Annotated in this window: 11 protein-coding genes, 1 tRNA gene and 1 pseudogene; 4 read left to right on the forward strand and 9 right to left on the reverse strand. The window is 61.7% G+C overall.

Features of this window, described 5'->3' with window-relative positions:
• Positions 1–34 precede the first annotated feature (34 nt).
• The 4 genes from phnE (PXK01_RS16450) to phnD form a co-directional block, all read right to left on the reverse strand.
• Complete coding sequence (phnE, locus tag PXK01_RS16450; RefSeq protein ID WP_446728459.1) at positions 35–844, reverse strand: phosphonate ABC transporter, permease protein PhnE; 810 nt, start codon at positions 842–844, stop codon at positions 35–37.
• A complete protein-coding gene (phnE, locus tag PXK01_RS16455) occupies positions 844–1,638 on the reverse strand; it encodes a phosphonate ABC transporter, permease protein PhnE (protein ID WP_274849623.1) in 795 nt (264 codons plus the stop codon). Before phnE (PXK01_RS16455) ends, phnE (PXK01_RS16450) begins: the two co-directional genes overlap by 1 nt.
• On the reverse strand, positions 1,635–2,408 hold the full coding sequence (phnC, locus tag PXK01_RS16460) for a phosphonate ABC transporter ATP-binding protein (protein ID WP_274860915.1): 774 nt from the start codon (positions 2,406–2,408) through the stop codon (positions 1,635–1,637). Before phnC ends, phnE (PXK01_RS16455) begins: the two co-directional genes overlap by 4 nt.
• Before the next feature lie 123 nt (positions 2,409–2,531).
• Positions 2,532–3,512: a phosphate/phosphite/phosphonate ABC transporter substrate-binding protein gene (phnD, locus tag PXK01_RS16465; RefSeq protein ID WP_274849621.1), complete on the reverse strand. Its 981-nt coding sequence runs from the start codon at positions 3,510–3,512 to the stop codon at positions 2,532–2,534.
• A gap of 268 nt (positions 3,513–3,780) precedes the next feature.
• Between phnD and PXK01_RS16470 the strand changes: the two genes are divergently transcribed.
• Positions 3,781–4,509 carry a response regulator gene (locus PXK01_RS16470; RefSeq protein WP_274849620.1) on the forward strand — a complete coding sequence of 243 codons (729 nt, stop codon included), beginning with the start codon at positions 3,781–3,783 and terminating at the stop codon, positions 4,507–4,509.
• Positions 4,509–7,004 carry an ATP-binding protein gene (locus PXK01_RS16475; RefSeq protein ID WP_274860916.1) on the forward strand — a complete coding sequence of 832 codons (2,496 nt, stop codon included), beginning with the start codon at positions 4,509–4,511 and terminating at the stop codon, positions 7,002–7,004. The genes PXK01_RS16470 and PXK01_RS16475 overlap by 1 nt, the downstream gene beginning before the upstream one ends.
• A 149-nt stretch (positions 7,005–7,153) precedes the next feature.
• On the opposite strand, the gene PXK01_RS16480 is transcribed toward PXK01_RS16475, so the two are convergent.
• A tRNA-Thr gene (locus PXK01_RS16480) sits at positions 7,154–7,229 on the reverse strand.
• Positions 7,230–7,637: 408 nt separating this feature from the next.
• Here PXK01_RS16480 and PXK01_RS16485 point away from each other — a divergent pair.
• On the forward strand, positions 7,638–7,928 hold the full coding sequence (locus tag PXK01_RS16485; RefSeq protein WP_274860918.1) for a hypothetical protein: 291 nt from the start codon (positions 7,638–7,640) through the stop codon (positions 7,926–7,928).
• Between the two features lie 114 nt (positions 7,929–8,042).
• Positions 8,043–8,513: a hypothetical protein gene (locus tag PXK01_RS16490; protein ID WP_274849769.1), complete on the forward strand. Its 471-nt coding sequence runs from the start codon at positions 8,043–8,045 to the stop codon at positions 8,511–8,513.
• Between the two features lie 134 nt (positions 8,514–8,647).
• Here the strand turns inward: PXK01_RS16490 and PXK01_RS16495 are convergent, their stop codons facing one another.
• The 4 genes and pseudogenes from PXK01_RS16495 to PXK01_RS16510 all read right to left on the reverse strand — a co-directional run.
• Complete coding sequence (locus tag PXK01_RS16495) at positions 8,648–10,672, reverse strand: DEAD/DEAH box helicase (protein ID WP_274860919.1); 2,025 nt, start codon at positions 10,670–10,672, stop codon at positions 8,648–8,650.
• Positions 10,673–10,824: 152 nt separating this feature from the next.
• A complete protein-coding gene (locus tag PXK01_RS16500; RefSeq protein ID WP_274849771.1) occupies positions 10,825–11,220 on the reverse strand; it encodes a hypothetical protein in 396 nt (131 codons plus the stop codon).
• A 303-nt stretch (positions 11,221–11,523) separates the two neighbouring features.
• Positions 11,524–12,912, reverse strand: coding sequence for an adenosylhomocysteinase (gene ahcY / locus PXK01_RS16505; protein WP_274849772.1), 1,389 nt, complete (start codon positions 12,910–12,912; stop codon positions 11,524–11,526).
• 156 nt (positions 12,913–13,068) lie between these two features.
• A pseudogene (locus PXK01_RS16510) lies at positions 13,069–13,458 on the reverse strand (methyl-accepting chemotaxis protein); the annotation flags it as partial.

A 13,458-nucleotide genomic window follows, 5' to 3' on the forward strand; every position in this document is an offset into this window, starting at 1 on the left:
AGTGGCGGCCGATGGCCGATGGCCGCCACAGGTTTCAGAGGATCTTCTTGCGCAGGTAAGAGGACACGACCTCGCCAAAGACCACCAGCGCCAGGATGGTCAGCAGCACCATGGCGACCTCGGGCCAGTTGAAGGTATCGATTGCGCCTTGCAGGATCATGCCGATCCCGCCCGCCCCGACGAGGCCCAGCACGGTGGATTCGCGCAGATTGATATCCCAGCGCAGGATGGAGACCGCAAAGAAGGCCGGCATGACCTGGGGCACGATGGCATAAAGCACGATCTTGAACCGCGAGGCCCCGCAGGCCTCAAGGGCTTCGACCGGCTTCTGGTCGATCTCCTCGATGGCTTCGCCCAGGAGCTTGCCCAGGAACCCGATGGAGCGGAACATGATGGCGACGATGCCCGCCACGATGCCGGGGCCAAAGATCGCCACGAAGAGAAGCGCCCAGATGATGGTGTTGACCGAACGGGACGACACCAGGATGAAGCGGCCGATCCACAGGGTCACCCGGTTCGGTGTGGTGTTCTGCGCCGAGATATAGGCCACCGGCAGCGAGACCACGACGGCAAACAGGGTGGCCAGGGTGGCGATGTTCACGGTCTGCCAGATCGCTTCAAGGATCGAGGGGAGGTTGCTGGGGTCGGGCGGCATCATGCGGCCAAAGAGATCGCCCATCTGCGCAGGCGCGTCCCAGACCCATTCCCAGATCACATCGATGCTGCTCAGCGCCCAGGCGACCACCAGAAGGGTCAGCGCAAGCCCGCCATAGCGCATCAGCCGCTGGCGCAGGGTGAACCGGGACCAGTGATCGAGCGTTTGCTGCAAAGGTTGTGTGTTCATCATGCGATCCGTTTCCTGATAAAGCCGCTGATTGCCTCGGAAACGAGGATGACGCCGACGATGACCATGGTGATGGCGAGGGCAAAGTCATAATCGTAGCGGCCAAAGGCATTGGCCAGGGTGGCGCCGATCCCGCCTGCGCCGACGATACCAACCACGGCAGAGGCGCGCAGGTTGCTGTCCAGTTGGTAGATGCCCAGCCCAACCAGGCGCGGCATGATCTGTGGCACCACCGCATAGGCCAGTGTGGCAATGAAGCCCGCGCCGACCGAGCGCATGGCCTCGACCTGGCCGAAATCGATCTCCTCGATCCGTTCGGCCAGAAGTTTGGCAACAAAGCCGATGGAATAGACCACAAGGGTCAGCGCGCCGGCAAAGGGGCCAAAGCCAACCGCCTTGACGAAAATGATGGCGACAATCACCGGGTGAAAGCTGCGCGCCACGATGATGATGCCGCGGCCCAGCAGGTAGACCGGTTTGATCGCGATATTGCGCGCGGCCATGAAGGCGAGGGGCACCGATAGCAAGATGCCGCCCACGGTGGCCAGGATGGCGATCTTCAGGCTTTCCAGAAACCCGTCGATCAACAGGCCAGAGCGTTCAAAGCTTGGTGGGAAGGCGCCGCTGAAGATGCGCTGCGCGCGGCGCATGCCGTCCGATACCCGCTCCCAGTCGATCGGTAGCGTGGCCAGCGTGAGACCCACGTAGATCAGGATCGCGCCATAGAGCCCATAGCGGATCAGCGGGTTTGCGATAAAGGGTGGCTTGCGCCAGCTGTCCTTGGCCATGCTCATGCGACGGCTCCGACTTCGGCGCGGTCCATCGCGGGCACCCCCGCGTAGATCTCGTCCATTTCGGCGTTGGTCAGCTTGTCCGGCTGGCCGTCAAAGATGATGCGGCCGTAGCGCATGCCGACGATGCGATCGCTGAACTCCTTGGCTTCGGTCACATTGTGGATGTTGATGATCACCGGCAGCTTCAGTTCGGAGGCGAGATCCCGCAGCAGCGTCATGATCTGTTCCGAGGTCTTGGGATCCAGCGAGGCGGTGGGTTCATCCGCCAGCAGGATCTCGGGGCGCTGCATCAGGGCGCGCACCACGCCGACCCGCTGACGTTCACCGCCCGACAGTTCATCCGCGCGGCGGTTCGCGTAATGGGCAATGCCGACCCGTTCCATCAGCTCATAGGCGTGGCGGATATCCTCGCGCGGGTAGCGGCGGGTCAGCGCGGCCCAGGTGGAGATATAGCCCAGACGGCCGGCCTGCACGTTTTCCATCACGGTCAGCCGGTCGATCAGGTTGAAGCTTTGAAAGACCATGCCGATGCGGCGGCGGGCAACGCGCAGCTCGCGGCGGTTCAGCGCGGTGAATTCCGTACCGTTCAACTCGATGCTGCCCGATGTCGGTTCCACAAGCCGGTTGATGCAGCGCAGAAGCGTGCTTTTGCCGGCCCCGGAAGATCCGATGACAGAGGTCAGCTGGTCGCCTTCGACGGTCAGGTTCAGTTCCTTCAGCACCGGATCACCGGATCCGTAGCGTTTGGTGAGGTTGGAGATTTTTAGCATTGCGGTCTCTCGGAGATGGCGCGGCCCTGCCTGTGGCGCGCAGCCCCGATAGAGCCGGGCGCAAGGCCGAAAAAGGCACCCGGACAGCGCCTGTGACGCTGTCCGGGCTTGATGGTTTCTGGGTTACTTCCCGGCCAGGCCCTGAGGCGTGTATTCCACGCCGTTGGACTTCTGGATCTGACGGATGACCGCCCATTGGTCCTTGTAGGTGATCGGGATGAACTTGCTGACACCGGCAAATTCATCACCCAGCTTGGTGCCGGCGAACTCGAAGGAGAAGAAGGCTTCCTTGATCTTGCCTGCCAGCTCCGGATCGAGGTTATGCGCCAGGGTGAAAGAGGTCGTCGGGAAGGGATCGCTTTCCCAGATCATGCGCACGTCCTCGGGGTCGTACAGGCCGCGTTCGGCCATGCGCTCCACCACTTCGGAGGCAACCGGCGCGGCGTCATAATCGCCTGCGACAACCCCAAGCATGGATTGATCATGAGAGCCGGAATAGGTGACCTCGTAATCCTTGTCCGGCTCCACGCCCAGCGAGGGGAACAGGGCGCGCGGCGCCTGGTTGCCCGAGTTGGAGGTCGGCGAGGTATGCGCCACGCGGCGACCGGCAAGATCCTTGACCTCTTTGATGTCGCTGTCGGCCTGGGTGAAGACCTGCAGCTTGTAGCCGAACTGACCGTCCTCGGCGCCCATGATGGCAAAGGGCACGGCCCCCGCAAGGTTCACCGCAAAGGGTGTCGGGCCGGTGGAGAAGCCTGCCACATGCAAGCGGCCCGAGCGCATGGCCTCAACCTCGGCGGAGTTGGACTGTACCGCGAAGAATTGCACGTCCTTGCCGGTGACCTTTTCCATATGGGCGATGAAGGGCGCCCAGATATCCGCGTAAACCGCCGGATCCTCGACCGGGGTATAGGCAAACACCAGAGTGTCCGGGTTGCGCAGCTCTGCCGGGTCGGTCGGGGTATCCGCAACCAGATCGCCATTGGCGTCGCAATAGAGTTCGTCCAATGCGCCACGGCTGCTGCAGTCTTCGGCGGCCGCGGCAAAGGCGCTGACCGTCAGGATGCCCAACGCCGTTGCGGCGCGGGTGATAAATGGTGTCATGGTGTCCTCCCTAAATACGCGTGCCTTTGGACATGGCCGTTTTGACATTGGCCAATGGGCATTGCGCTGACCCGCCCAAGGTAAGAGAGTGTCCGACACGCAAGCGAGGCTGGTTCTGTTAACGGAACGGACGGAAATTCAGTTTCGTGTTAACAGTATTACAAATCTGGTCACAGCCGTTGATAATCTGAGATGATCGCGGCACTGAAACGGGAATCCGGCATCCGGTGGAATTCTGATGCCGCTGGCAGTCACCGGAAGAGATCGCATGCAGACGGGCAAGGCCGAGCCGCTCATTGCCATTGTGGACGACGACGAGAACGTGCGCGACACGCTTTCCGCCTTGATGCGCGAAAGCGGCTTTGCGGCCGTCTGCTGTCCCGACATCCCGTCCTTCATGGCGCTGGGCGATCCGCCGCCGGTGGATCTGGCATTGATCGATCTGCGCCTGCGCGGGGAGTCCGGGCTGACCCTGGCGATCCACATTCGCGAACGCTACGAAATCCCGATCGTGATGCTCACCGGGGTGGGCGATGAGATCGACAAGATCATCGGCCTGGAAACCGGAGCGGATGACTACCTGATCAAACCGTTCAACCCGCGCGAGCTGGTCGCACGTATCCGGGCGGTGCTGCGCCGCTATGGGCATGGGGGAGCGAAACCCGCAGCGGTGCCGGGTCAGGGCATTGCCTTTGGCCAGAAACGCATCGATATCCAGGCCCGCCGCCTGCTGGATGCCGAGGGCGAGGAAATCCCCCTGACCAATGCCGAATACCGGCTGCTGGAGTATTTCATACGCAATCCCAACCGGGTAATTCCGCGTCCGGAATTGCTGCAGGAGCTGGGATCCGACATGCAGCGCTATGTGGACCGGACCATCGATGTGTTGATCCTGCGCCTGCGCCGCAAGATCGAACCCGTCCCCTCCAAGCCGGTGCATCTGCAAACACGCCGCGCGCAGGGTTACTTTTTTCGCCTGTCGCCGGATGGCAGCTGATGTTCGGATTGTCGAACCTGACTGTCCGGTTTCGCCTGTGGGCGGCCATTGCCATCCTGTTTGGCCTGATCCTGCTGGTCAGCCTGATCGGTCTGTTTGTCCTGAACCGCACCGAGCTGTGGATGAACGTGCTGCACAAGGACACCCTGGCCGAAGTCTCTGACGCGCTGGACCTGTCCCGGGAATCCGCCGATCTGGCGACGTCGGCGCCGTTCCTCTATGCGCTTTTCCCGCCGTTCCAATTGCAGCAGGAAAAGCAGAAGGTCCTGGAAAACCTGGGCCGGATCGAGGCGCTCTCGGTCGGGGACCAAAAGCTGGATTTGCCGGTGGCCCGGCTTCGGTTTGCCATTGACGACCTGACATCCGCCCTGGCGCCACAGGCCTCTCGGCAGGCCGACCTTGATGCGATCGACCGCGACATGGTGCGGCTGGACGGTCGGCTGCGCCGCCTGGCCGGGGACACCCGGCTGCCCTTGGCAGAGCGGGAGGTATGGTCCGGGCTGCAACAGCTTACCGCAAGCGCGATCGGGGCGGTGCGGGCCAATGCCCTGATAGAGCTCGGAGAGTTCAGCCGCCGCTACAGCGGGCAGAGAGAGGCCCTGTCGCCGCAGCTGTTGCCGCTGCATGCGCAGACCTTGGCGGAGATCGATCAGGCTTCAATGCGCAGTGAAAGCCTGTTTGTCCTGAAGCACCGCGATCTTGCGGCGCGGCTTGATGCGGAAAACGCGCTGTTTCGCATCCGGCAGGAGGCCCGCCGCATCAGCGCCTTTGCCGAAAGTAAGGTTGCCGAGGCGGAGGCGCGACTGTCGCAGGCGCGGGCGGCGACATCGGACAACCTGCAATTTGCCAGGAAGGCCTTTCTGGCATTGACCGCGGCAAGCCTGCTGGTTGCCATCACCTCGTCGCTATATGTGTCGCGCTATGTTGCCCGCAACCTGCATCTTATTGCGGCGGCCATGCGCAGGCTGGCGCAGGGCAATCACCGCACCGGGCTGCCGCAGGGGCCAAGCTCCCAGGATGAAATCGGCCAGCTCTATGCCGCCTTTCACGTGTTCCGGGAGAGCGCCCGCAAACTGGAGCGCAGGACCCGGCAGATCGGTCATCAGAACGCGCTGTTCTCGCGCGTGTTTCGCAACATCAAGGATGGCGTGGCCATTACCTCGGCCAGCGGGCGCATCAAGGCGGAGAACGACAATCTGCGCCAGCTTCTGCGCTTGCCCCCTGCAAAAGGAGACGACCGCGCCCAGGTTCAGGACCTGATCGCCCAATCCCGTTTTTCACGGCGTACCTCTGCGGTTGAGCGCGGCGGATTCGAAGACTATGCCGATCCCGTTGGCAACACCCTGGAACTGCGACGCTCGTTTTTGCCCAATGGGGAACAGGTCTGGCTGCTGTCCGAAACCACCGAGCGCAAGAAGGTGGAGGAGCGGCTGGAGGAAATCCGCCGCGTCGAGGCGCTGGGCAAGGTGTCCGGCGAGATCGCCCATGACTTTGGCAATATCCTGTCCAGCATTTCAGGCAACCTGCATCTGCTGGAGGCCGCCGAACCCGAAGCCGCACAGCATTTTCGGACCCGTATCGGATCGGCGGTGGATCTGGGGGTGTCCCTGACCGAAAGATTGCTCGCCTTTGCCCGCAAACAGCATCTTGAACCGCAGGTGACCGATATCGGGCAGTTGGTCGAGGGCATGGCCGATCTGTTGGAGATCGCGGTGCCCAGCACCGTCGAGATGGTCTTCGAGGTGCCGCAGGATCCGGTTCTGGCGAAGGTGGACCCGGGGCAATTGGAAAGCGCGGTGCTGAACCTCTGTGTCAATGCCGGTCAGGCGATTGGCGGGGTAGGGAAAATCCATGTCCGCGTGAGCGGCGGGGAGGAGGCGAAGCTCGTGATCCGTGACAATGGCCCCGGCATGCCCCCGGAGGTACTGCGCCATGCGACCGAACCCTTCTACTCCAATCGCGACGATGGCAATGGGACCGGACTGGGGCTTTCGATGGTCGATGGCTTTGTCCACCAGTCCGGGGGGCTTCTCAGCCTTCAGTCGCAAACAGAACCGCCCCACCAGGGCACGACCGTGACCCTCAGCTTTCCGGCATTGGCGGATGAGGCTGGCCAACCCGGTGACATGCCACAGCCCGGACATGCGCTGGTGGTTGACGATGATCGTGCCTATCTGGCCTCTGCCGCAGAGGGTTTGGAACGTCTCGGCTATGCCGTTGTCCGAGCAGCGACCTATGAGGATGGGATCGCTCAGTTACGGCGGCAGCCTCGGTTCGATCTGGTGTTGAGCGACCTGAATCTGGATAATGGTGCGTCTGGGTGGGACATTCTGCGTCTTGGCCACGCGCTGTTTCCAGAGTGTCGGCTGGTTCTCATGTCGACGCGGGAAACATCGCGTATCCCAAAGGCATTTGCCGAGGCGCCGCCGCCAGTGATCCTGAAAAAGCCCTTCACGGAAGTAGTGATGCGCAAGCTGTTTCAGTCACCCGCCTGATCCGCTGGCCCCAAGGGGAGCTTGCTGTGAAGATCTGGCCATATGGGTGATCCGCCGTGCCGCCCATGTGTAAACCGCGCAGGGATCTGCGACGTCACGGAAGTGCTGCCCCTTGCAAAGGGGTGTTTTGATCTCTGTTCAAAGAAAGGTGGTGCCGCTGATAGGACTCGAACCTACGACCCCATCATTACGAATGACGTGCTCTACCAGCTGAGCTACAGCGGCAACCTTTGCGGTCTTGGGCCTGGTACTGGCCGAAGATGCGTCCTCCGAAGGCAAGCCAGGAGGATGCGGCTGTCGATTTAGACCTTCGTATCAGACCGCGCAAGGAGAAATCGATTTCCGATTACGCTTCGGATCGCCCATGGCCGTGCCTGTGGGGTGAAAAGCGCCTGCAATCCATCATACCGTGGTCATAGAAAGCGCGGTGCCAAAGGGCACCGCGCCTGAAAATGTTTGGTACTGAAATGATGCACGGCGGCCACCACTCACGGTTCGAAAAGAGCTGCCGAACGAAAATTATACTATCGTATAGGAACATTGTGTCAACATGATACCAATTCGTGTTTCACTTGAACTTTTCTTTCGTGTAAGGTGTCACAATTATGAGGAAACCTGTTGATAAAGGACGTCATGTCTAACATATCCAAACTGACAGAGTTGCGTAAACTGATGCTCGACATGGAACATGCCATGGGGCTGCAGGAGCTATCCACGGTTGAACGGGATGTATACTATGCGGCGAGCGATTGCCCGGATACATCCGACGGGGTGCGAACCAACCGGATCCGGGAGCATGCCATTGTCGCAAGCATGTCGCGTCCGACGTTCTTCAGAGCTTTGAAGTCGCTTGTCGGTAAGGGATATCTGGAACAAAGCGGCAGCACGAGCCGGGGAAGATACCTTGTAAAGGCACCCAAGTAGAAAGGGGTCTTTCAGGGAGTATGGTGGGGACGGGAATTGAAAGCTCTGGCAACAGAAACAATCGTGGTGTCCCTGTGCTACCTGGTTGCGAGTTACGCCGCCTTTGAGATTCTGATGCCCATTCAGAAGAGCTTTTTCCCAGGCATCGGCGGAGACGCGAGCCTTCTGTTCCTGCCTCACGGCGTGAAAGTCCTGGCGAGCTGGCTGTTGGGTTGGCGTGCGAGCATTGCGCTGTTTCCCGGCGTCTTCCTGGTCTTCGTTTCCTTCGCGGGTATGGGCGTATTCGAGTGCCACCGGATCGCGGCGATCCTGATCGCGGTCCTGGTACCCCCGGCAGTTTTCCATCTGGTGAAGATCCTGGGATGGGATCTGTCGCCAGCATCCGGGCGTAAACCCCGCTGGGCCAGCATTATGACCGTGGGGTTCCTGATTTCCATCGTGTCATCGGTGCTGAGCAACCTGGTCTTCGGAAACGCACCGAAGGAGTATTTCGCCTATTTGATCGGAGACATCTTTGGATTGTTTTTCCTGTCTTTGATCCTGATGTTCCTGTTTCGCGCCATGCGTTCGCGCTCATCTGCCTGACACAGGCACAGCCCGACATAGAAACGGCCCGACATAGAAACGGTGTGACGGAGATCGCTCTCCGCCCTCGGGTCAGGCTCCTTGTCGTCAGGCGCCTGACCTCTGCCGTTCATGTAGCTCAGGTGATCGCAGGATCAGCTTTTGGGCCGCCGTGGTTTATCAAAACCGCCCTTGCCGGTTTTTGCCGCCTTGGCCTGGGCCGCGCGGGCCTTGTTCTTCTTGCTGTTGGGTTTGCCCTTCGGGGGCGGCGGGCCCTTGGGACGCCGGTCGCCGGTCGCGGCTTTGCCAGCGTCTTTTCTGCGCAGGCTCTTGCTGGCATCTCCGGCACCGGGTTTGGTGCCTGGTTTGGCAGCGGGCTTCTTGCGCGGGGTCACAACCGCATTGGGTTCGCGGGGCGGAGTGTCTTTCGGCTTCTCGCGGCGCGCAGGTTTGGCCCCATCGGCCCTGTCCGGTCGCGGGGCCCGTGGCTTGCGATCGCTGTCGGGGCGATCAAACGAGCGGTCCTGACCGCGATGCGGGCGTTTTCCACCCGGACCGGCAGGCTTGCCACGGCCAGGTTTGCGCGGACCGGAGGGGCGCCCGGCAGGCAGATCGGGGGCCTTGTCCAACTGGGTCAGGCGCGTGCCGTCATCCAGCACCATCTCGGCGCCCAAAGCGGCCAGGAAACCGGCTGCGCTGCTCTCCTTGATTTCGGCGAAGGTTTCGTCCTGCTGGATGCGGATGGCACCGATTTCCGACTTGGTGATATCCCCGGCCCGACACAGCATCGGCAGCAGACGGCGGGGATCGGCGCCGCCATTGCGACCGATCGCGATCGAGAACCAGACGCTGGGCCCAAAGGGCGCGCGGGGCTCCGGCTTGGCATCTGCCTCTGACAGCTCTTCCGGGGCCGAGCGCGCGCTGCGCCACAGGCGCAGATAGGCGGCGGCCAGCTGCTCTGCCGTGAAGGTCTCGCTCAGCGTGGCAACCATCGGCTGCTCACTGTCAGCAATAGGATCCTGCCAGATCGGATCAGCCAGCATGCGTTCGTGGTCGCGGGCGGTGACGTCCTCGGCCGAGGGCGCGTTGCCCCAGTTGACCTGCAGCTTGGCCATCTTCAAAAGACGCTCGGCCTTCTTGCGCGCCTTGGGGGGCACGATCAGCGCGCTGACGCCCTTGCGCCCGGCGCGGCCCGTGCGGCCCGAGCGGTGCAACAGAGTTTCGTGGCTGGATGGCAGTTCGGCGTGCACAACAAGTTCGAGGTTGGGCAGATCGATCCCGCGCGCCGCCACATCGGTGGCCACGCAGACACGGGCGCGCCCGTCGCGCATGGCTTGCAGCGCATGGCTGCGTTCGGCCTGGGACAACTCGCCGGACAGGGCCACGACCGAAAACCCACGGTTCGACAGACGCGTCACCAGCCGGTTCACCATCGCGCGGGTGTTGCCAAAGACGATGGCATTGGGCGCCTCGTAGTAGCGCAGCACGTTGATGATCGCATTTTCATCATCGCGCGGCGCCACCGCCATGGCGTGGTAGTCGATATCGCTGTGCTGGGAGGTCTCGGCAACGGTCGAGATCCGCTTGGCATCACGCTGGTAGTTCTTGGCAAGCTCTGCAATCGCGCGCGGCACGGTGGCGGAAAACAGCAGCGTCTGGCGCTCTTCCGGGGCTTCACCCAGGATAAACTCCAGATCCTCGCGGAACCCAAGGTCCAGCATCTCGTCAGCCTCGTCCAGCACCACAGCGCGCAGATCGGACAGATCGATGGAGCCGCGCATGATATGGTCGCGCAGCCGTCCCGGCGTTGCCACGACAATATGCGCGCCGCGCTCCAGCGCGCGACGTTCATCGCGCATATCCATGCCGCCGACACAGGAGGCCAGTTTGGCGCCGGCCTCAGCGTAGAGCCAGCTCAGTTCCCGTTTGACCTGCAGCGCCAATTCGCGCGTGGGAGCGATCACCAATGCCAGGGGCAGGGCCGCGGGGGCAAAATGGTCCTCATCCCCCAGAATGGTATCTGCAATGGCAAGGCCAAAGCCCACGGTCTTGCCCGACCCGGTCTGGGCGGACACCAGAAGATCGCAGTGCGCCAGCTCCGGATCGGTGACGGCGTCCTGGACGGGGGTAAGGGTTTCATATCCACGGCGCTCCAGCGCCACAGCGAGTGTCTGTTTCAAAGGAAGGTCTGCTTTTTCCAAAAGAGCGGGCGCAACAGGCGCATGTGCCGACAAGGGGCTGCGTATAGGGCATGGAGAGTGAAATGTATAGCGCCCATGCCCTTTGGCGGCGAAATAGGCAAGAGTCGTCCCGGATCGACAAAACCCGCTTCTTACAAAAGCGCGTTGATCGCCTGCTTGCTGAGGCTGACACCCACCTTGGTCAGCTGCGCGTCCAGTTCCCGCATGATGCGCCCGCGCAGGCTGCAGCGACTGATCATCTGGAAGAACCGATCCAGCTCTTCCTGCCCGGGGGTAGCCTGAGCGCCGCGCTTCTTCGGCATCGCCGCAATATCCGCAGGCCCGATGCCAAAGCAACGATCCAGCACCGCCACGCGAATGAGAGATTCCAGCGAACTGCGCTTTACCAGGGCCATCTGCGATCCTTCCTCAAGGCAGGGTTCGGCACAGCGCGCCAGTTTTTTCCAGCAGACCAGGCGGTCAATCTCGGTCAGGATCTTCTCCTGACGCGGTGCCTTTTTTCTCTGTGGGAGCAGGGTCTTCTTCATGCTTCACGTCCCTTCACTTGGCTGGTAACCACCTAAAACTCTTCCCAAATTCGACTTAAGCTAAATTTGAATTTAATCGGATACGAGTCAATCTGAGGGGCCTTGGGCAATCGGTCACCGGGCCTCTCCATTTGCAGGACGAACGGACACAAAGGGTAGCTGGCATCTCGTTTGTGCGGTCACCTATCCTTTTGCACCTATTCGCGGTGGCAGATCGCGAGTCGCAGCGCAGGCAGCAGCCGGAACGGAAAAGCCCCCGCGAATAGGCGGGGGCTTCGATGTCTTGTCTTTGAGGTGCTTCGCTCAGTAGCGGTAGTGTTCCGGCTTGAACGGGCCTTCGGGGCTGACGCCGATATAGGCGGCCTGTTCCGGGCTGAGCTGGGTCAGCTTGACGCCGATGCGGCCCAGGTGCAGGCGCGCGACCTTCTCATCCAGATGCTTGGGCAGGATGTAGACGTCGTTCTTGTAGGTCTCGCCCCGGGTCCACAGCTCGATCTGGGCCAGGACCTGGTTGGTGAAGGAGGCCGACATCACGAACGAAGGGTGGCCGGTCGCGTTGCCGAGGTTCAACAGGCGGCCTTCGGACAAGAGGATCAGACGGTTGCCCGAGGGCATCTCGATCATGTCCACCTGTTCCTTGATGTTGGTCCACTTGTGGTTCTTCAGCGCAGCGACCTGGATCTCGTTGTCGAAGTGGCCGATGTTGCCGACGATGGCCATGTCCTTCATCTCGCGCATGTGCTCGATGCGGATCACGTCCTTGTTGCCGGTGGTGGTGATGAAGATATCCGCGGATGCAACTTCGTCTTCCAGCAGGGTCACTTCAAACCCGTCCATGGCCGCCTGCAGGGCGCAGATCGGGTCGGCTTCGGTCACCTTCACGCGGGCACCCGCACCACGCAGGGAGGCAGCAGAGCCTTTGCCCACGTCGCCATAGCCGCAGACCACGGCGACCTTGCCGGCCATCATGGTGTCGGTGGCGCGGCGGATGCCGTCGACCAGGCTTTCCTTGCAGCCATACTTGTTGTCGAACTTCGACTTGGTGACGGAGTCATTGACGTTGATCGCCGGGAAGGGCAGCTGGCCGTCCTTGACCAGCTGATACAGCCGGTTGACGCCGGTGGTGGTCTCTTCCGAGACGCCCTTGATCGCGTCGCGGGTCTTGGTGAACCAGCCGGGGGATTGCGCCATGCGCTTCTTGATCTGCGCCTTGATCACCTCTTCCTCTTCGGAGGTGGGCACCGGGATGATGTCTTCACCGGCTTCGGCGCGTGCGCCCAGCAGGACGTAAAGCGTGGCATCGCCACCATCGTCGAGGATCATGTTGGCGCCCTCGGCGAACATGAAGCTCTTGTCGAGGTAATCCCAATGCTCTTCCAGGGTCTGGCCCTTGATGGCGAAGACCGGAATGCCCGCCTCGGCGATGGCCGCCGCCGCGTGGTCCTGGGTGGAGAAGATGTTGCAGGAGGCCCAGCGGACATCCGCACCCAGCGCCACCAGGGTTTCGATCAGCACGGCGGTCTGGATGGTCATGTGCAGCGAGCCGACGATGCGCGCGCCTTGCAGGGGCTTGCTTTCACCGTATTCTTCCCGAAGGGCCATTAGGCCCGGCATTTCGGTCTCGGCGATGTCCAGTTCCTTGCGGCCAAACCCGGCCAGTGCGATGTCTTTTACTATGTAATCTGCGGCCATTGGAAACTCCATTCCGGCTAAACCAAGCGTCGAGCATGCAGGTAGCACCACAACCCTTTACAAGCAACGAAGATCCTTGAATTCATCAGATCATCATGCCGTGCATTGGGGTGTGGTGCCGACCAACAGGATATTGGCTTTGTCCGGCTCGGGGGCCTAGAACTCTTCCCATTTGTCCAGGGCAGCGTTTCCGTCGGTGCCGGTTGCGGCGGCCGGGGTGACGTCGCTGAAATCCCAGTCGTCGTCGCCATGGGCCGTCGGGGCACTCGGGGCGGCTTTCGGGGCGCTCAGCTGCGTGATGCCGCCGCCGCCCGAGATCTTGAAGTGGGCCACCAGTTCGGCCAGCTTGGTCGCGTCGCTGTTCAGCATGTGACCCGCTGCCGTCGCCTGTTCCACCATCGCCGCGTTCTGCTGGGTCACCTGATCCAGCTGCACCACGCCGGTGTTGATCTCGCCCAGGCCGGTGGATTGCTCCACCGCGCCCTCGGCAATGTCGGTCACCAGTTTCGAGATATGGTTCACCCGCTCGACGATGCTATTGAGCGC

The sequence above is a fragment of the Phaeobacter sp. PT47_59 genome (assembly GCF_028890025.1).
Lineage (GTDB): Bacteria > Pseudomonadota > Alphaproteobacteria > Rhodobacterales > Rhodobacteraceae > Phycobacter.

What these genes read in the sequence shown, in the direction of transcription:
- phnE (WP_446728459.1), bottom strand. Translation starts at nt 844, where the DNA reads ATGAACACACAACCTTTGCAGCAAACGCTCGATCACTGGTCCCGGTTC.
- phnE (WP_274849623.1), bottom strand. Translation starts at nt 1,638, where the DNA reads ATGAGCATGGCCAAGGACAGCTGGCGCAAGCCACCCTTTATCGCAAAC.
- phnC (WP_274860915.1), bottom strand. Translation starts at nt 2,408, where the DNA reads ATGCTAAAAATCTCCAACCTCACCAAACGCTACGGATCCGGTGATCCG.
- phnD (WP_274849621.1), bottom strand. Translation starts at nt 3,512, where the DNA reads ATGACACCATTTATCACCCGCGCCGCAACGGCGTTGGGCATCCTGACG.
- PXK01_RS16470 (WP_274849620.1), top strand. Translation starts at nt 3,781, where the DNA reads ATGCAGACGGGCAAGGCCGAGCCGCTCATTGCCATTGTGGACGACGAC.
- PXK01_RS16475 (WP_274860916.1), top strand. Translation starts at nt 4,509, where the DNA reads ATGTTCGGATTGTCGAACCTGACTGTCCGGTTTCGCCTGTGGGCGGCC.
- PXK01_RS16485 (WP_274860918.1), top strand. Translation starts at nt 7,638, where the DNA reads ATGTCTAACATATCCAAACTGACAGAGTTGCGTAAACTGATGCTCGAC.
- PXK01_RS16490 (WP_274849769.1), top strand. Translation starts at nt 8,043, where the DNA reads ATGCCCATTCAGAAGAGCTTTTTCCCAGGCATCGGCGGAGACGCGAGC.
- PXK01_RS16500 (WP_274849771.1), bottom strand. Translation starts at nt 11,220, where the DNA reads ATGAAGAAGACCCTGCTCCCACAGAGAAAAAAGGCACCGCGTCAGGAG.
- ahcY (WP_274849772.1), bottom strand. Translation starts at nt 12,912, where the DNA reads ATGGCCGCAGATTACATAGTAAAAGACATCGCACTGGCCGGGTTTGGC.